This window comes from Bradyrhizobium sp. F1.4.3 (assembly GCF_040548375.1).
GTDB lineage: Bacteria > Pseudomonadota > Alphaproteobacteria > Rhizobiales > Xanthobacteraceae > Bradyrhizobium.
In genome coordinates, this window is the sequence record NZ_JBEPRN010000007.1 from 74,587 (window position 1) to 92,682 (window position 18,096).

17 protein-coding genes are annotated in these 18,096 nt (G+C 64.2%); 13 read left to right on the plus strand and 4 right to left on the minus strand.

The genetic code is table 11. The annotated features are described in order from the left end of the window. The first annotated feature begins 150 nt into the window (after window positions 1-150). On the plus strand, window positions 151-1,749 hold the full coding sequence (locus ABIB73_RS20190) for a GMC family oxidoreductase (protein WP_354226623.1): 1,599 nt from the start codon (window positions 151-153) through the stop codon (window positions 1,747-1,749). 67 nt (window positions 1,750-1,816) lie between these two features. Here the strand turns inward: ABIB73_RS20190 and ABIB73_RS20195 are convergent, their stop codons facing one another. Continuing rightward, window positions 1,817-2,578, minus strand: a complete 762-nt coding sequence (locus ABIB73_RS20195) for an SDR family NAD(P)-dependent oxidoreductase (RefSeq protein ID WP_354226625.1) — start codon at window positions 2,576-2,578, stop codon at window positions 1,817-1,819. Between the two features lie 105 nt (window positions 2,579-2,683). On the opposite strand from ABIB73_RS20195, the gene ABIB73_RS20200 reads away from it, so the two are divergent. From ABIB73_RS20200 to ABIB73_RS20210, 3 genes are all read left to right on the plus strand, one after another. Continuing rightward, window positions 2,684-3,196, plus strand: coding sequence for a CvpA family protein (locus ABIB73_RS20200; RefSeq protein ID WP_354226627.1), 513 nt, complete (start codon window positions 2,684-2,686; stop codon window positions 3,194-3,196). 128 nt (window positions 3,197-3,324) lie between these two features. Next, window positions 3,325-4,107, plus strand: a complete 783-nt coding sequence (locus ABIB73_RS20205) for an SDR family oxidoreductase (RefSeq protein ID WP_354226629.1) — start codon at window positions 3,325-3,327, stop codon at window positions 4,105-4,107. Window positions 4,108-4,270: 163 nt separating this feature from the next. Next, window positions 4,271-5,260 (plus strand): NADPH:quinone reductase, encoded by a 990-nt coding sequence (locus ABIB73_RS20210; protein ID WP_354226631.1) that lies wholly within the window; start codon window positions 4,271-4,273, stop codon window positions 5,258-5,260. A 3-nt stretch (window positions 5,261-5,263) separates the two neighbouring features. On the opposite strand, the gene ABIB73_RS20215 is transcribed toward ABIB73_RS20210, so the two are convergent. Next, window positions 5,264-5,695: a DUF3775 domain-containing protein gene (locus ABIB73_RS20215; RefSeq protein ID WP_354226632.1), complete on the minus strand. Its 432-nt coding sequence runs from the start codon at window positions 5,693-5,695 to the stop codon at window positions 5,264-5,266. A gap of 126 nt (window positions 5,696-5,821) precedes the next feature. Between ABIB73_RS20215 and ABIB73_RS20220 the strand changes: the two genes are divergently transcribed. From ABIB73_RS20220 to ABIB73_RS20255, 8 genes are all read left to right on the plus strand, one after another. Continuing rightward, the gene (locus ABIB73_RS20220) at window positions 5,822-6,670 is read left to right on the plus strand and encodes an MBL fold metallo-hydrolase (protein WP_354226634.1); all 849 of its coding nucleotides are present in this window, start codon (window positions 5,822-5,824) and stop codon (window positions 6,668-6,670) included. Window positions 6,671-6,918: 248 nt separating this feature from the next. Then, a complete protein-coding gene (locus ABIB73_RS20225; protein ID WP_354226635.1) occupies window positions 6,919-7,761 on the plus strand; it encodes a fumarylacetoacetate hydrolase family protein in 843 nt (280 codons plus the stop codon). A 182-nt stretch (window positions 7,762-7,943) separates the two neighbouring features. Next, a complete protein-coding gene (locus ABIB73_RS20230) occupies window positions 7,944-8,555 on the plus strand; it encodes a glutathione S-transferase family protein (protein WP_354226636.1) in 612 nt (203 codons plus the stop codon). Between the two features lie 15 nt (window positions 8,556-8,570). Further along, window positions 8,571-9,440 (plus strand): MBL fold metallo-hydrolase, encoded by an 870-nt coding sequence (locus tag ABIB73_RS20235; protein WP_354226638.1) that lies wholly within the window; start codon window positions 8,571-8,573, stop codon window positions 9,438-9,440. Between the two features lie 201 nt (window positions 9,441-9,641). Further along, a complete protein-coding gene (locus tag ABIB73_RS20240) occupies window positions 9,642-10,790 on the plus strand; it encodes an alpha/beta hydrolase (protein WP_354226640.1) in 1,149 nt (382 codons plus the stop codon). 67 nt (window positions 10,791-10,857) lie between these two features. Then, window positions 10,858-11,829, plus strand: a complete 972-nt coding sequence (mbfA, locus tag ABIB73_RS20245; protein WP_354226641.1) for an iron exporter MbfA — start codon at window positions 10,858-10,860, stop codon at window positions 11,827-11,829. A 324-nt stretch (window positions 11,830-12,153) separates the two neighbouring features. Then, window positions 12,154-13,626 carry an amidase gene (locus ABIB73_RS20250; protein WP_354226643.1) on the plus strand — a complete coding sequence of 491 codons (1,473 nt, stop codon included), beginning with the start codon at window positions 12,154-12,156 and terminating at the stop codon, window positions 13,624-13,626. Between the two features lie 132 nt (window positions 13,627-13,758). Further along, window positions 13,759-14,112, plus strand: coding sequence for a nuclear transport factor 2 family protein (locus tag ABIB73_RS20255; protein ID WP_354226645.1), 354 nt, complete (start codon window positions 13,759-13,761; stop codon window positions 14,110-14,112). 92 nt (window positions 14,113-14,204) lie between these two features. Here the strand turns inward: ABIB73_RS20255 and ABIB73_RS20260 are convergent, their stop codons facing one another. Together ABIB73_RS20260 and ABIB73_RS20265 are read right to left on the minus strand one after the other, a co-directional pair. Further along, entirely contained in the window at window positions 14,205-15,293 is a 1,089-nt protein-coding gene (locus ABIB73_RS20260) for a Zn-dependent alcohol dehydrogenase (protein ID WP_354226647.1), read from the minus strand. A gap of 45 nt (window positions 15,294-15,338) precedes the next feature. Beyond that, window positions 15,339-17,123: an acyl-CoA dehydrogenase family protein gene (locus ABIB73_RS20265; protein ID WP_354226649.1), complete on the minus strand. Its 1,785-nt coding sequence runs from the start codon at window positions 17,121-17,123 to the stop codon at window positions 15,339-15,341. 245 nt (window positions 17,124-17,368) lie between these two features. Between ABIB73_RS20265 and ABIB73_RS20270 the strand changes: the two genes are divergently transcribed. After that, complete coding sequence (locus ABIB73_RS20270; protein WP_354226651.1) at window positions 17,369-18,070, plus strand: SDR family NAD(P)-dependent oxidoreductase; 702 nt, start codon at window positions 17,369-17,371, stop codon at window positions 18,068-18,070. Window positions 18,071-18,096 lie beyond the last annotated feature (26 nt).

Sequence of the window (18,096 nt, forward strand, 5' to 3'; positions counted from 1 at the left end):
TTCATACCAACGCCGTCATTCCGGGGCGCCTCGAAGAGGCGAGCCCGGAATCCATCTCGCCACCAATGATGCGGATGAATGGATTCCGGGCTCGCGCTACGCGCGCCCCGGAATGACGAACAACAAAAAATCTTCACGGGGGAAACAGAAGTGACTGACACATTCGATTTCGTCGTCGTGGGCGCGGGCTCGGGCGGCTGCGCTGTCGCAGGAAGGCTGTCGGAGGATGCGGCGACATCCGTCGCGCTGCTCGATGCCGGCGGGGCCTGTGACAATTGGGTCGTGACCACGCCGGGCGCGCTGGTGCTGATGGTCGCCGGCAGCGTCAACAACTGGGCCTTCAACACCGTGCCGCAGAAGGGGCTGAACGGCCGCATCGGCTATCAGCCGCGCGGCAAGGGCCTCGGCGGCTCCTCGGCGATCAACGCCATGGTCTATATCCGCGGCCACCGCTCCGACTACGACCACTGGGCATCGCTCGGCAATATCGGCTGGTCCTACGCGGACGTGCTGCCCTATTTCAAGCGCTCGGAGAACAATGCCGATTTCGACGGCGAGTATCACGGCAAGGACGGCCCGCTCGCTGTGAACAGACTGCGCTCCGGCAATCCGGTCCAGCAGATCTTCTTGCAGGCGGCACAGGAAGGGCAATTCCACATCCGCGAAGACTTCAACGGCGAGGACCATGAAGGCCTCGGCGTCTACCAGGTGACGCAGAAGAACGGCGAGCGCTGGAGCGCCGCGCGGGCCTATGTGCATCCGCACATGGGCAAGCGCGCCAATCTGCGTGTCGAGACCCAGGCGCATGCGACGCGCATCCTGTTCGAGGGCAAGCGCGCGGTCGGTGTCGAATACCGGCAGGGCAAGGAATTGAAGCAGCTTCGCGCGCGGCACGAAGTGATCTTGGCCGCAGGCGCGTTTCAATCGCCGCAGCTCCTGATGCTGTCAGGCATCGGCGATGCGGTGGCGCTTCGCGCGCATGGCATCGAGAGCCGGCATCATCTGCCCGGCGTCGGGCAGAATCTTCAGGACCATCCCGACTTCATCTTCGGCTACATGTCCGACAATCCCAATTTTGCCGGCATCTCGCTGAAGGGCATGCCGCGGCTGATCCGCGCCATCCTGCAATATCGAAAGGAGCGACGCGGGCCCCTCACCTCAAACTTCGCCGAATGCGGTGGCTTCCTCAAGACACGGCCCGAGCTCGGCATCCCCGACATCCAGCTGCATTTCGGCATGGCGATGGTGGACGACCACGGCCGAAAGCGGCACAAGGGCACCGGCTTCTCCTGCCATGTCTGCCTGCTCCGGCCGAAAAGCCGCGGCAGCATTACGCTCGCGGGCGGTGATGCGATGCTGGCACCGCTGATCGATCCGAATTTTCTCGGCGAGGACGAGGACCTCGAGACGATGGTCGACGGCTTCAAGACGACGCAGCGGCTGATGGAGACGCCGGCGCTGCGCGCGCTCCAGACCAGGGACATGTTCACCGCGAACGTGCGCAGCGACGACGACATCCGCGCCTTGCTGCGCGATCGCGTCGACACCGTCTATCACCCCGTCGGCACCTGCAAGATGGGCACCGATGCGATGGCCGTGGTCGATCCGGCGCTGAAGGTGCACGGCGTGGAAGGCTTGCGCATCGTCGACGCCTCGATCATGCCGACGCTGATCGGCGGCAACACCAATGCGCCGACCATCATGATCGGGGAGAAGGCGGCGGATATGATCAGGGCAGAGGCGCGGTGAGTTAGCACGACGCTCTCTCAACATCGTCGTCCCGGCGAAGCGCGCTTGTCCGGGACGACAGCGGCGTTCAATTCAACAAGAACCCGCCATCGACCGTCACCACGCTTCCTGTCATATAGCGCGACGCCTTCGACGCCAGCAGCAGAATCGCGCCGTCAAGATCGGATTCGGCGCCGACGCGGCGCTGGGGGATGCGTTTTGCCAATCGCTCGCCAGGCGGCGTCGACCAGAAGGCGTGGTTCATCTCGGTGTCGATATAGCCCGGCGCGAGCGCGTTGATGCGGATATTTTGTCCTGCGAGCTCCAGCGCCATCGCCTTCGTCGCCTGGATGATGCCGGCCTTGGAGATCGCGTAGGGCGAGACCGCCTTCAGCACGCCGGTGCCGAGCACGGAGGCGATGTTGACGATGTTGCCCTCCTGCTTGCGCGCGATCATACGCCGCGCGACTTCGGTCGCAAGGAAATAGGCGCCCTTGAGATTGGCGCCGATCACGGCATCCCAGTCGGATTCCGTCTGTTCGGTCGCAAGCTTCTCGATGGCGATGCCGGCGTTGTTGATCAGCACCGTAATGGAACCGAGCGCCGCTTCTGCCGCATCGACGGCCTTGGCGATCGAGGCGATATCGGTGACGTCGAGCGCGACCGCGGCGGCGCGGCCGCCCTTGCCGCGGATCTCCTCTTCCAGGCTCTTCAGCTTGTCCGTTTGCCGCGCCGCAAGCACGACAGCCGCGCCGTTTGCCGCCAAAACCCGGGCAAACTGCCGCCCCAGCCCCTGGCTCGCGCCGGTCACGAGGATGGTTTCTTTACTGACGTCGAATAGGTCTGACATGGGCGCAATCCCTCGGCTTTTGGGGCATCAATACAGACGATTTTAGCGATCTGAAACCGGAATGATCGGTTCGGCGTTCATTCGTTCCATGGCAGGGTCGCGCTCATGAACAGTTTCGATCTCGCGGTCTATGCGGCACTCGCGATTGCGGTCGGCTTCGGCTTCCGGACCGGCCTGCTCCGCAGCGCCATGACCATCCTCGCCTATCTCCTCGCCGCGCCGATCGCGATTGCGCTGATGCCGCTGATCGCACCGCAGATCACAGGCAATCCGAACGCGCCGCTGCTCCAGAACTGGATCTGGTTCTTCGGCATCTTCGTGGTCGTCGGCATGCTGTTCGGGCATATCGGCCGCGTCGCGTTGAACGACACCATCGGCGAGGCCGGCATCGGCGACCGCCTCGGCGGCGCTGCGCTCGGGGCCATCAGGGTCGGCCTCGTCGCCACCACGCTGGTACTGGTGTTCGACCAGGTCGTGCCGGCCAATCACCAGCCGCCCTTCCTCGCCGGCTCGCGCCTGCGGCCGCTGTTCTCGGTGGTCGGCCAGATGGGCTTCAAGTCGCTGCCGCCAGAGGCCGCTTCCGCCATCGACCGCCTCAAGCAGGAGCAGCGCATCTGATCAGGCGCATTTGCATCGCCGCGCGAGCGCGCATGCATTTTGATGCGGGCCGGTCCCTTATCAGCGGCGCCGAGGTTGGCTAGAGTGGGGACCTCTAAAAACCTGCCTGACATTACGGGAGTGAAACAGTGGATCTTGGGATCAAAGGTCGCCGCGCCATCGTCTGCGCATCCAGCAAGGGCCTCGGCCGCGCCTGCGCCATCTCGCTGGCCGAAGCCGGTGTTCACGTCACGCTGACCGCGCGCGGCGCTGAGGCCCTGAAGAAGACGGCCGACGACATCCGCAAAGCCTATCCTGATGTGACGGTGACCGAGATCGTCGGCGACATCACGACGCCCGCGGGGCGCGAGGCCGTTCTGAAGGCCTGTCCGGAGCCGGACATCCTGATCAACAATGCCGGCGGCCCGCCGCCCGGCGATTTCCGCAACTGGACCCGCGACGACTGGATCAAGGCGATCGACGCCAACATGCTGACCCCGATCGAGCTGATCAAGGCGACCGTCGACGGCATGATGGCGCGCAAGTTCGGCCGCGTCGTCAACATTACTTCGGCCGCCGTGAAAGCGCCGATCGACATCCTCGGCCTCTCCAACGGCGCGCGCGCCGGCCTCACCGGCTTCATCGCCGGCCTGTCGCGCAAGACCGTGATCAACAACGTCACCATCAACGGTCTGTTGCCGGGCCCGTTCGAGACCGATCGTCTGACCGGCACCGCCAAGGCCGAGGCCGACAAGCGCGGCGTCACGCCGGACCAGATCCTGACGGAGCGCGCCAAGCTCAACCCCGCCGGCCGCTTCGGCCAGCCCGACGAGTTCGGCTATGCCTGCGCGTTCCTGTGCGGCGCCAAAGCCGGCTTCATCACCGGGCAGAACATCCTGCTCGACGGTGGCGCCTTCCCCGGAACGCTCTAGTGCCACCGATTTGAAGTTCCTGCGGTGTATGCCGAGAGTTCTGTCGGGAACTTCAAATCGATAAGTGGCACTAGAACTTGTAATCTCTTTCTGGGGCCCGCTTTCCGAAGTTCGCGTTCGAGGTAGCAGCAATGGTTCACGAACTTCGGAAAGCGGGCCCCAGATGAGGGCGGTCTGGTACGAGCAGACGGGACCGGCGGTCGACGTCCTCACCTACGGTGAGATGCCGGCGCCGGTCGCTAGTCCCGGCGAAGTGCGCATTCGCCTGGAGGCTTCCGGCGTCAATCCGGCCGATGTCGGCCGGCGCGGCGGCAGCTATCGCGCGATGGACTACCCGCGCGTGATCCCGAACAGCGACGGCGCCGGCTTCGTCGATCAGGTCGGCGACGGCGTGACGCGGTTCAAGCTCGGCGACCGCGTCTGGCTGTTCAACGGCCAGCGCAACGGCCGCGCCTTCGGCACCGCGGCCGAATATATCGCGCTCGCCGAGCAGTTGGTGACGCCTCTGCCGGACAACCTCTCCTTCGCGGAAGGCGCGACGCTCGGCATTCCCGCGATGACGGCGTGGTGCTCTCTGTTTGCGGACGGGCCGATCGTCGGCAAGACGGTTCTCGTCACCGGCGGTGCCGGCGCGGTCGGACACTATGCCGTGCAGCTCGCCAAATGGGGCGGCGCGCAGGTGATCGCGACCGTGAGCTCCGCGATGAAGGGCGAGCAGGCGCAGCGCGCGGGCGCCGATCTCGCGGTCAACTACAAGGACGAGGACGTGGTCGCGAAGGCGATGGCCTTCACCGGCGGACGCGGTGTCGATCACGTCGTCGACGTCGATTTCGGCGGCAACATCGCGACCACGCTGAAGCTGATGGCGGTCAATTCGACGATTGCGGTCTACGCCACCAACGGCAACCGCGCGCCGGTTGTGCCGATGCGCGAGCTCATGGAGAAATGCATCGCGCTCCGCGCGCTCGTGCTGTTCGCGCTGCCGCCGGCGCTGCTTGCAGCGGGGCAGGCCGACATCTCGAAATGGTTGGCGGCCGGCCCGCGCATCCACAACGTCGCGGCGCAATTTGCGCTGTCCGACACGGCGCAGGCACATCTCGCCGTCGAGAAGGGCGACAAGCTCGGCACCGTGATCGTCGACTGCGCGCGCTGAATGCTACACGACCGGCGTAGTCCGCTCGTCGGTCCAGTCGATGCCGAGTTCGTCCATACCGTCGGCCAGCAGATCGCCCAGCATCGGCTCACCCAGCAGATATTGCGCGGCTTCTCGCCGCGGGTTCTTGTATTCACCGCGGGCCTCAAGGGCGCGGGCGCGCAGATCATCCCATTCAATCGCAGTGCCGTCACCGCGGCCGAGCCACATCAGCGTGACGAGGTCGAGCTGCTCGTCCTCGTTCATCGCCCGGATGAAACCCGCGAGCTCGGCGGCAACGGGATCGGATGTCGCATCCTCGAGCACATCGATCTCGTCATCGTCGGATGGGTTGGATCCGGATTCCGGATCGGACGCCTCTTCCTTGACGTCGAATTCGCGGGCCTTCTCGATGATGAAGGTCACCTTCTCGGCGGAAATTGAAAGCTCTGGCATCGTCGTCCCCTTTGGGCTTTTGCTGGGTTCCCGCGATAACGCGGCGCGCCATCAGATGATCCATTGCACTTCATGGCGGAAACCCGCATGTTTCGGCGCCAAAGCAGGGACATGGGGACACACCGCATGCAGTGGAAGGTAGGCCAAGTCAAAATCACCAAGATCGTGGAATTGGAGACGGTCGGCTCGACCCGCTTCATCCTGCCCTTGGCAAGCAACGACGAAATCCAGAAGCTGCCCTGGCTGATTCCGCATTTCGCCACCGAAGAGGGGCGGCTGAAAATGTCGATCCATTCGCTGGTGCTGGAAACGCCGACCCGACGCATTGTGGTCGACACTGGTCTCGGCAACGACAAGCAGGGCCGCAACGTCCCGACCTGGAATAGCCGGACCACGCCGTTCCTGGAGACGATGATTGCGGCGGGGTTTGCGCCCGACAGCATCGACTCCGTACTGTGCACGCATCTTCATGTCGACCATGTCGGCTGGAATACCAAGCTCGTCGGCGGCAAATGGGTGCCGACCTTCCCCAAGGCGCGCTACGTCTTCGGCAGGACCGAATACGAGCACTGGCGCGACCATTCGACCGCGCCGGACAAGCAGGCCGTGTTCAACGATTCCGTGAAGCCGATCGTCGATGCGGATCGGGTCGACCTGATCCCGGGCGACCACCGGCTCTGCGAGGAGATCAGCATGATTCCGACACCGGGGCACAGCCCGGGCCATATGAGCATCCTGATCCGCTCGGATGGCGAGCAGGGACTGCTCACCGGCGACGTCGCCCACCACCCCTGCCAGATGGCGCATCTCGGCTGGTCCTCGACCGCGGATTCCGACCAGAAGCAGTCGGCCGCAACGCGGCGCGAATTGTTCGGCCGGTTTGCCGATACGCCGACGCTGGTGATCGGCGGCCATTTTTCGGCCGGGCATATCCGGCGGGACGGGGACGCGTTCAAGTTTGTGGCGCTGGTTTAGGTCTCGCGCGTCTTCGACGAGCTATGGTGATGCGCTGCTGAGCCGGGGCCCATGCTCGTGGCAATCTGGGTCCCGGCTCTGCGTCGCACCCTTTTGCGCTGCGCCGCGTCCGGGACACGGAAACACCCAACGGTCCGCCTACCGAATTTCGGGGGCTGCAATGCGCTCCTCTTTGAGCGGTTGAATTTCCCGCCGCGCTGTTCCATGAAGCTATTTAACCGATCGGTCCATCTCAGGGAGAAACGAGAATGAAGCTTGTTCGTTATGGCGAAAAGGGTGCGGAAAAGCCCGGCCTGATCGACAAATCCGGCCAGTTGCGCGACCTGTCGGCGCATGTGAAGGACCTGACCGGCGAGGCCTATTCGTCTGATACCCTCAAGAAGCTGGCGGCCATCGATCCCGCCTCGCTGCCCGCCGTCTCCGGCAAGCCGCGGTTCGGCGCGCCGGTCGCCGGTATCTCGAAATTCGTCGCCATCGGCCTCAACTACAGCGACCACGCCAAGGAAACCGGCGCCGCGATCCCGACCGAGCCGATCATCTTCATGAAGGCGAACACGTCGCTGTCCGGCCCGAACGACGCGGTCGAGAAGCCGCGCGGCTCGACCAAGCTCGACTGGGAGGTCGAGATCGCCGCGATCATCGGCACCCGAGCAAAATACATCTCCGAGGCCGATGCGCTGAACTACGTCGCCGGCTATTGCGTCTGCAACGACGTCTCCGAGCGCAACTTCCAGACCGAGCGCCTGGGTCAGTGGACCAAGGGCAAGTCGCACGACACGTTCGGCCCGGTCGGGCCGTGGCTCGCCACCAAGGACGAGGTCAAGGACGTGCAGAACCTGTCGATGTGGCTCGACGTCAACGGCCAGCGCCGCCAGACCGGCTCGACCAAGACCATGATCTTCTCGATGGCCAAATGCATCTCCTATGTATCGCAGTTCATGACGCTGCTGCCCGGCGACATCATCACCACCGGCACCCCGCCCGGCGTCGGCCTCGGCATGAAGCCGCCGACCTTCCTCAATGTCGGCGACGTCATCACGCTCGGCATCGAGGGTCTCGGCGAGCAGCGCCAGGAGATCGTCGCGGCGTAAGCCTCCGCCCTCATCCTGAGGAGCGCGCAACGCGCGCGTCTCGAAGGATGCGCCAAGAACACAGTCACCCGACGTTCGCGCCGGGTGCAAGAGAATGCCTCCCGTTGCCATCCTTCGAGACGCGCGCCAAGGGGCGCGCTCCTCAGGATGAGGTCCGTATGTTTGGATAGAGGTTATTGGACATGAAACTCTCCTTCTCCGCCGCGTCGCCCTTCGCCCGCAAGGTGCGCATCGCCGCAATCGAGCTCGGGCTGATCGACAAGATCGAGTTCACGCCGGCAACCGTCGCGCCGGGCACGGCCAACGAGGACTATTCGCGCATCACGCCGCTGAAAAAGCTGCCGGTGCTGATCACCAATGACGGCGACGTCATCCTGGATTCCTACGTCATCGTCGAATATCTCAACGAGATGGCCGGCGGCAGCCTGATCCCGGATTACGGTCCGCGGCGCTGGAAGGCCAAGACCAATCACTCCCTGATCAACGGCATGCTCGATTCCATGCTGCTATGCCGCTACGAGAAGATGGTGCGGCCGCAGGGCCTGCAATGGCAGGCATGGTCGGACGACCACTGGAACCGGGCCTGGACCGGCATGGCGCGCTTCGAGAACATGCCGGATGTCCTCAACGGGCCGTTCGACATTTCGCAGATCGGCCTCGTTTGCGTGCTCGGCTATGCCGACTTCCGCTTCGCCGATTGCGGCTGGCGCAAGGCCTATCCGAAGCTCGACGCCTTCCATCAGAAGATGCTGGAGCGGCCCTCTGTCAAAATCTCGGTGCCGCCGGCGGCGTAAGACGCAGGAGTTCTCATGAGCCTCAAACTGTCCGTCGGCGATCTCACCATCCATCGAATCATCGAGCAGGAAACCACGTTCTTTCCCGCACTGGAGCTGTTGCCGGGACTCACGCCGGACGTGCTGACCGAGAACCGCGCGTGGATGAAAGAGGCGAAGGCCCTGGACGATCAGGATGTGCTGATCCTGTGCTTCCAGTCCTATGTGATCAAGACGCCGCACCATACCATTCTGGTCGACAGCTGCATCGGCAACGACAAGCCGAGGCCACAGCGGCCGGCATGGAACATGAAGACCGACGACACCTATCTGCGCGGGCTCGCGGCCGCCGGCGTCTCCGTCGACGACATCGACTTCGTGATGTGCACGCATCTGCATGTCGATCACGTCGGCTGGAACACGCGGCTGGAGAACGGCCGCTGGGTGCCGACCTTCCCCAAGGCGCGCTACGTGTTCGCGAAGCAGGAATTCGACTACTGGTCCGAGCAGAACGCGAAGGCCGCTGTGCCGCCCTTCGTCGACAGCGTATTGCCCGTCGTCGAGGCCAAGCGGCACGAAGTGGTCGGCAATGACCACCAGATCGGCGATCACGTCCGCATCCTGCCGACACCGGGCCACACGCCGGGCCATGTCGCCTTCACCTTCGGCCGCGGCAAGGACGACGCTGTCTTCAGCGGCGATCTCATGCATTCACCGATCCAGACGCTCTATCCGGAGATGTCGGTGAAGTTCGACGTCGACCAGGCAGCGGCGGCAAAAACGCGCCGCAGCTTCCTGGAGCGCTATCGCGACACCGACACGCTGTGCTGCACCGCGCATTTCCCCTCGCCATCGGTGGGGAAGATCAGGCGCAAGGGCAGCGGGTTCGTCTGCGCGGCGGTGTGATTTAGCGCGGTTCGCGCCGCGAACTCCCATCCTCCCCTGGAGGGGGAGGATCGGTTCGCATGCAGCGAAGCGGAATGCGAACCGAGGTGGGGTGAAGGTCTTTCCACATCGGACACTGCCCGAGTGGAGAGATCACCCCACCCCGCTCGCGCTTCGCGCGATCGACCCTCCCCCTCCAGGGGAGGGTAAGGAGGAAACATCATGGCCGATCTCCCAGACATCCCCCTGCCCGCCGGAATCCGCTCGCGTTATGTCGATGGCATCAACGGCTTGCGCATGCATGTGCTCGAGGCTGGTTTCGAGACGAAGGGCCGCCCCTGCGTCCTGCTGCTGCACGGTTTCCCGGAGCTTGCCTTCTCCTGGCGCAAGGTGATGCCGGCACTCGCAGCCGCGGGCTATCACGTGATCGCGCCGGACCAGCGCGGCTACGGCCGCACCACGGGATGGACCGCGGACTACGACGGCGATCTCGCACCGTTCCGTCTGTTCAACCTGGTGCGCGATGCGCTCGGGCTGGTGTCGGCGTTCGGTTACAAGCAGGTCGACCTGGTCGGACATGATTTCGGCAGCCCGGTCGCGTCCTGGTGCGCGCTGATGCGGCCCGACGTGTTCCGCTCGGTCGTGATGATGAGCGCGCCGTTCGGCGGACCGCCGCCGCTGCCGTTCAACACCGTCGACGCGCCGGCAAAGCCCGTGGCCGAAGATCCCGTGCATCACGAGCTCGCAGCGCTGCCGCGCCCGCGCATCCACTATCAATGGTACTATTCGACACGCGCGGCGAATGCCGACATGCATCACGCGCCGCAGGGCGTGCATGATCTGCTGCGCGCTTATTATCATCACAAGAGCGCGGACTGGGCCGACAACAAGCCCTATCCGCTCAAGTCATGGTCGGCTGGAGAGCTTGCAAAGCTGCCGACTTACTATGTGATGGATTTCAACGAGACCATGGCGGAGACGGTCGCAAAGGAGATGCCGTCGCCGGCCGCGATCGCCGCCAATCAATGGCTGCCGGACAACGAGCTCGCCTACTACAGCGCCGAATATCGCCGCACCGGATTCCAGGGCGGCTTGCAATGGTATCGCTGCGGCACGTCGGCCGCTTTCAATAACGAGTTGCAACTGTTCGCTGGCCGCAACATCGACGTGCCCTCCTGCTTCATCTCAGGCAAGCAGGATTGGGGCACTTATCAACGCCCCGGCGTGTTTGAGGCGATGCAAACCAGCGCCTGCACCAAAATGCTCGGCTGCCATCTCGTCGACGGCGCCGGCCATTGGGTGCAGCAGGAACAGCCGGCCGAGGTCAGCCGGCTGCTGCTCGACTTCCTGGCGAAGGTCCGTTCCGCCTGATTTGACCAAGGAACCGCGGCGTCCTATATAGTTTAGAATAATTCTAAACTAGTAGAGCAGGGCTGCCGTGAAGAATTTTGCCGATTTGACCGAGCGCGAGGTGCTGGCGGTCGCGATTTCCTCCGAGGAGGAAGACAGCCGCATCTACATGTCCTTCGCCGAGGACCTTGGGGAGCGCTACCCGGACACGGCAAAGATTTTCGAGGAGATGGCCGAGGAGGAACGCGGCCACCGGCATCGCCTGCTCAAGCTCTACGAGGAGCGTTTCGGCCCGCATCTGCCGCCGATCCGCCGCGAGGACGTCAAAGGTTTTCTGCGGCGGCGCCCGATCTGGCTGACGAAAAACCTGCCGCTCGACACGATCCGTAAAGAGGTCGAGACCATGGAGCTCGAGGCCGAGCGCTTCTACGCCAAGGCTGCCGAGCAAGCCGAGGATGTTGGCGTGCGCCGTCTGCTCGGCGATCTCGCCGAGGAAGAGAAGCACCACGAGAACCGCGCGGTGACGCTCACCGACGAGATCCTGAAGCCTGACATACGTGCCGAGGAAGACCGCACGCGGCGGCGGATGTTCGTGCTGCAATATGTGCAGCCCGGCCTCGCCGGCCTGATGGATGGCTCGGTCTCGACGCTGGCGCCGCTGTTTGCGGCGGCCTTCGCCACCCACCAGAACTGGCAGACGTTTCTGGTGGGCCTCGCCGCCTCGATCGGCGCCGGCATCAGCATGGGATTTGCGGAAGCGCTGTCGGATGACGGCTCGCTGACCGGCCGCGGCTCGCCCTGGCTGCGCGGTGCCGCCAGTGGCATCATGACGGCACTCGGCGGGCTCGGTCACTCCTTGCCCTTTTTGGTCCCTGATAGCTGGCCAAATGCATTCTGGATCGCCACTGCGATGGCCGGTGTCGTCGTGTTCTTCGAACTGTGGGCCATCGCCTTCATCCGTTCGCGCTACATGGACACGCCGTTCCTCCAGGCGGTATTCCAGATCGTGCTCGGCGGCGCGATCGTGCTGGCGGTGGGCATATTGATCGGGGCGGCGTAGCTCCGCTCTCCGTCGTCGCCCAATCCTCTGCTGTCGTCCCGGCGAAGGCCGGGACCCATAACCACAGGGAGTAATTTGGCGAAGATCCTCCGTTACATCGTGCGAGAGCAACTCGCACCGCGCACTGTCGATAGATCACGCGGTATGGGTCCCGGCCTTCGCCAGGCCTTCGCCGGGACGACGACGGGACGTGTGACGCCGCTATCGCGTCTGTTTGTCTCCCTTCTCGTTCCGACCGGCCCGCATATCAATCGCGATCAAACGGCGGTTGCGGCCTTCGGCCAAACTGCGCATCATCCCTCCAGTGAAGCGCAGGAGCATGTCGTGGCCAAATCGGAATGGAGTTACAAGAGCGCGGTCGAGCTGTCGGCCGCATTGACGGCGAAGAAGGTCTCCGCCGTCGAGCTCACGCAGGACGCGATCGACCGCATCGAACGTCATGACGGCAAGGTCAACGCAATCTGCGTTCGGGATTTTGATCGTGCGCTCACCGCCGCACGCGCGGCGGACGCGGCGCTGGCCCGCGGCGAGCGGAAGCCGCTGCTCGGCCTGCCGATGACGGTGAAGGAATCCTACAATATCGCCGGCCTGCCGACGACCTGGGGCAATCCCGCGCAGAAGGATTTTATCGCCAAGGAAGATTCGCTGCCGGTCACGCGGGTGAAGGACGCCGGCACCGTCGTGCTCGGCAAGACCAACGTGCCGCTCGCGCTCGCCGACTGGCAGAGCTACAACGACATCTACGGTACCACCAACAACCCCTACGATCTCGGCCGTACGCCGGGTGGCTCGTCCGGCGGCTCGTCCGCCGCGCTCGCCGCAGGTTATGGCCCGCTGTCGATCGGATCCGACATCGGCGGCTCGCTGCGCGTGCCGGCCTTCCATTGCGGCGTTTACGCCCACAAGCCGACCTTCAACCTCGTCGCCATGCGCGGGCATGTCGCGCCACCGGCGCCGCCACTGCCATTCGAGCGCGATCTGTCGGTAATCGGTCCGATGGCGCGTAGCGCCGCCGATCTTTCGCTCGTGCTCGACGTCATGGCCGGCCCCGACCCGATCGAAGCAGGCATCGCCTACAAGCTCGAGCTGCCCGCTGCGCGTCACACCGCATTCAAGGATTTTCGTGTGCTGGTGATCGACACCGATCCGGTGCTGCCGACCGACACGGCCGTGCGCGGCACCATCAACACCCTCGCCGACAATCTCGCCAAAACCGGCGTCAAGATTGATCGCAGCAGTCCGTTACTGCCGGATTTCGCGGCCTCGTCGCGGCTCTATATGCGCATGCTGATATCCTTCCTGGCCGCAAGTTTTGCGCCTGACGTCTATGCCGGCGCCAAGGCAGCTGCGGCGGCACTCCCAGAGAGCGACAACAGCCTTGCCGCCGAGCGGCTGCGCGGCGTCGCGCTGAGCCATCGCGACTGGGTGGTGGCGAACGCCGGACGCACGCGGCTACGGGCGCAATGGCGAGAACTGTTCAAGACATATGACGCAGTGATCTGCCCGGTGATGCCGACGCCAGCCTATCCGCACGACCATTCGCCGGACCAGGAAACCCGCCGCATCAAGATCGACGGCAAGGAGCATGTCTATCCCGACCAGCTTGCCTGGCCCGGCATCGCCACGCTGCCCGGCCTTCCCTCAACCGCGATCCCGACTGGATTTGCGCCGGACGGCCTGCCGGTCGGCGTCCAGATCGTCGGCCCGTGGCTGGAGGACCGCACGCCGCTGAAGCTTGCCGAGCTGATCGAGCGCGAGTTCGGCGGGTTTGTGCCGCCGAAAATGTTCGATGATTAGGAACGACTTCATCCTGAGGAGACCGCGTAGTGGTCGTCTCGAAGGATGGCCACAGGCGAAAGCCGGGCCTTCATGGTTCGAGACGGCGCTTACGCGCCTCCTCACCATGAGGGGCGACAAAGGAGCAACCTCATGAGCAATGATCTCGAAGAGCTCACCGTGCTCAACCGCGACTATGTCGCCTCCGTGCAGAATTGCGACGTCAAGCGCTTCGACGAAATCCTGGCGCCGGAGTTCTATTGCTCCAATCCCGACAAGACGCTGGTCGACCGCGCGGGCTTCCTGAGGCAAACGGCGCAGCCGATCGCGATCCGCAACTTGAAGGAACGCGACGTCATCATCCGCATCATGGGCGATTTCGCGATCATTCACGGCGCGACCAGCTACACAATGGCGGACGGCCAGCAGGCGTCAGGCCGCTACACCGATTGTTGGGTCAAGAAAAACGGCAGGTGGCTTGCGGTATCGGCGCACGTGTCGCGGTGAAGAAAATACACCGTCGCCACCCTCTCCGCTGTCATGCCCCGGCTTGACCGGGCGATGACAGCGGAGTTGCGGCGATGACACCGTAATCGGCGCTAGCTATCGAACACAATCACGCTGCGCAGCGTCTTGCCCGCCTTCATGTTGGCAAAACCTTCGTTGATCTCACTCAGCTTCAGCTTGGCCGAGATCCAGTCCTCCAGGTGCAGCCGTCCGCGCAGGTAGAAATCCACCAGCCGCGGCATGTCCACGCGAAAGTGGTTCGAGCCCATCGACGAGCCCTGGATCCTGCGCTCGCGCAGGAAATCAAAACCGTGCAGCTCGATCTTCTGGCCGAACGGGATCATGCCGACGATAGTTGCTGTGCCGCCCGAGGCGAGCATGCCGAACGCCTGCTCCGCGGTCTCCTTGCGGCCGAGCACCTCAAAGGAATGATGCACGCCGCCATTGGTGAGGTCGCGCACCTGCTGCACCACGTCGCCGTCGGCGGGATTGATGATGTCGGTCGCCCCTAATTTGGTCGCGAGCTGGAGCTTTGCCGGATTGGTGTCGATGGCGATGATGCGGCCGGCACCCGCAATCTGCGCGCCGTTGATCGCGGCCATGCCGACGCCGCCGCAGCCGATCACGGCCACGGTCTCGCCGGCCGTCACCTTCGCGGTGTTCACCACCGCGCCGTAGCCGGTGATGACACCGCAGCCGATCAGCGCGGCGAGGTCGAGCGGCATCTCCTTCCTGATTTTGACGATCGCATTCTCGTGCACCAGCATCTGCTCGGCAAAGGACGACAGGTTGAGGAACTGATGCAGCTTCTCGGAGCGAGACCATTGCATGCGGTTCGATGCGCCCGGCAGCAGCTTCACCGTGGTGTCGGTGCAGAGCACGGTACGGCCCGTGGTGCAGTTGTCGCAGGTGCCGCAGAACACCGACAGGCAAGTGACGACGTGATCGCCCGGCTTCACATAGGTGACGTCGGAGCCGACCTGCTCAACGACGCCGGCGGATTCATGCCCGAGTACCGCAGGCAGCGGATGCGGATAAAGGCCTTCCATGAAGTGCAGGTCGGAGTGGCAGAGGCCGGCGACTGACGTGCGGATCAGGACTTCGCGCGGGCCCGGCTTCGGCAGGCTGACATCCTCAATGACCAGAGGCTTGTTGACTTCATAGAGGACGGCGGCCTTCATCGAGCACTCCCTATCGCTTTTTTTTGCTTTGAACGCGGGCGCAGCCTACGCTGCCAGAACCAGTTCGCCAACCTCGCTCATGCCGGCGGCGCGATCGCCGAGCAGCAGCGCGGCGATCTTCTGTTGCGCGGCATTTTCCGTCAGCCGGAACGGATCACTCGGCAACACGCGGTGATCGATCACCAGCCGCGACAGTAGCAACCGGCGCGCGTCGCCGCGCATGTCGTGGATGCGATGCGCTTCCCAGGACAGCGCGACCGCGCTCGCGACATGATAGAGCAGGCTGGTCGCGCGGCGCGCATCGGCTTCGTTCTCGGCTTTGCCCGCGACCTCGCGCGCAAAGCCAACCGCGCGATCGGTGAGGCCGCGCAGGCTATCACGCCAGGCTTGCGGCACGGATGCACTGTCGTCGAGCCGGGCGTGCAGATCGGCGGCGAGCGCGGATTCGGCGCCGTGGCGTCCGACCGCGCGCCTCAGCGCATCGATCGCGACGATGTTGCCGGTGCCTTCCCAGACCGAGCCGAGATGGGCATCGCGCAGCAGGCGTGCCGTGGCGAATTCCTCGATATAGCCGATGCCGCCGCGCATCTCGAGCGCATCGCCGCAGACTTTTCGCGCGTCACGCGTGGCCCGAAATTTCAAGGTCGGCGTCAAGATCCGCAGCAGCGCGGCCGCATCCTGGCTGCCGGCCTCCGCACGGTCGAGCGCATCAGCGGTGAGAAAACTCATCGACAGCGCCTGTTCGACTGGCAGCATGATCTTCAGCATCTGGCGACGGCCGAGCGGCAGGTCGATGATGCGGTTGCCGAACACCACGCGGTTCTTCGCCACCGTCATCGCATCGTGATAGGCGCGCCGCATCAGTGCGGTCGACTTGACGCCGTTGGAGAGCCGCGACGAGTTCACCATCTCGGCCATCTGCACGAAGCCACGGTCGAGCTTGCCGACGGCATAGGCGATCGCGCCTTCGAGCTTGATCTCGCCCGAGGCCATCGAGCGGGTGCCGAGCTTGTCCTTGAGACGCACGATCCGGTAGTTGTTCTGCGAGCCGTCATCGAGGAAACGCGGCATCAGGAACAGGCCGACGCCACGCGTGCCGGGACCGGCGCCTTCGGGACGCGCCAGCAGCATCACGACCTTGGCATCCGCATTCGAGCAGAACCATTTTTCGCCGAAGAGGCGCCAATGGTCGCCCTCCTGCACCGCGCGCGTGGTCAGCGTGCCGACGTCGGAGCCGCCTTCTTTCTCGGTCATGAACTGGCCGCCCTGCGTCAGCTTGCTCATGTCGGTCTGGGTCAGGCCGTCGAGATATTTTGCCTTCAATGCCTCGCTGCCGAAATTCGCCAAAAGCTTGGCGCAGCCATCGGTGACGTTGATCGGGCAGCCCATCCCGAATTCGGTCTGGTTGAACAGGAAAGTGAAGGCGTGTTTTGCGACGACCGGATATTTGTCCGGCCAGCCCATGATGCCCTTACGAATCGAGAGCGCATGGATGCCGAACTCGCCGAACGCCGCCTTCTCCAGCTCGCGATAGGCGGGGTGGTATTCGATCCACTGCACGTCGCGGCCGAACTTGTCGCGCTGATGCAGCACCGGCGTGTGCCGGTCGGCAAGCCGCGCGCAGTCGTCGAGCGCGCCGCCAGCCAGTTCACCCAGACGATCGAGATGCGGTTCGATGTGGCGAAACAGCGTCTCCGGCAGATGGATGCGCAACAAATCCGTCAACGCCGGATCGGCGCGGTAGAAATTCATGCCTGATGTATCGGGTGCCAGCAGGCCAGATTGCTCGGCCGCGACATTTTTCTGTTGCGTTGTGGCCGGCTGCCGCATGATCGTCCTCTTCGTTTCCGCGCCCTGCGGTCATTTTGCGCTGCTTTAACGCTTGCCGCTTGGGATGATGTCGATCATGCTCCAGCCGACAGATTGGATAAAGCCGCAAATTGTCAGGGAGGCATGATCGCCGCGAGGGAGCAATTCGCTCTGCGGAATTGTGATCAGCCTCCTCGGTGCTCCGGCTGGCCGTCCGCACGGCTGATGCATAGATGAGCGGCTCCTTACCTCCCAGGGATCACGCCATGGAACACCCAAAGTACAAGATCGCGCTCATTGTCGGCGCCGGCGAAGGCTTGAGCGCGTCGCTGGCGCGGCTGCTGTCCGCCCAGGGCATCCGCGTCGCGCTCGCTGCGCGAAAGATCGAAAAGCTCGGCGCGCTGTGCAGCGAGACCGGCGCAAAGGCCTATGCCTGCAACGCCACCGAGCCGGAGGAGGTCGAGCGCCTGTTCGGCCTGGTCGAGCGCGAGATCGGCACGCCAGACCTTGTCGTCTACAATGCCAGCGGCCGTGCGCGCGGCCCGTTCCTCGACCTGATCCCTGCCGACGTCGCGCAGGCGATCGCGGTCAGCGGCTATGGCGGCTTCCTGGTGGCGCAGCAGGCGGCCAGGCGCATGCTGCCGAACAAGCACGGCGCGATCCTGTTCACCGGCGCTTCCGCCAGCGTCAAGGGCTATGCGCAGTCCGCTCCGTTCGCGATGGGCAAATTCGCACTGCGCGGGCTCGCGCAGAGCATGGCGCGCGAATTGTCGCCGCAGGGCATCCACGTCGCGCATTTCGTCATCGACGGCGGCATCCGGAGTGCGGCACGGACGGAGCCGGCGGACAAGCCGGATTCGATGCTCGATCCCGACGCGATCGCGGAAAGCTATTGGAACGTCCTCCAGCAGCCGCGCAACGCCTGGAGCTGGGAGCTGGAGCTGCGGCCCTGGGTGGAGAAGTTTTGAGGCAATAAATTCACAACAACCGTCAT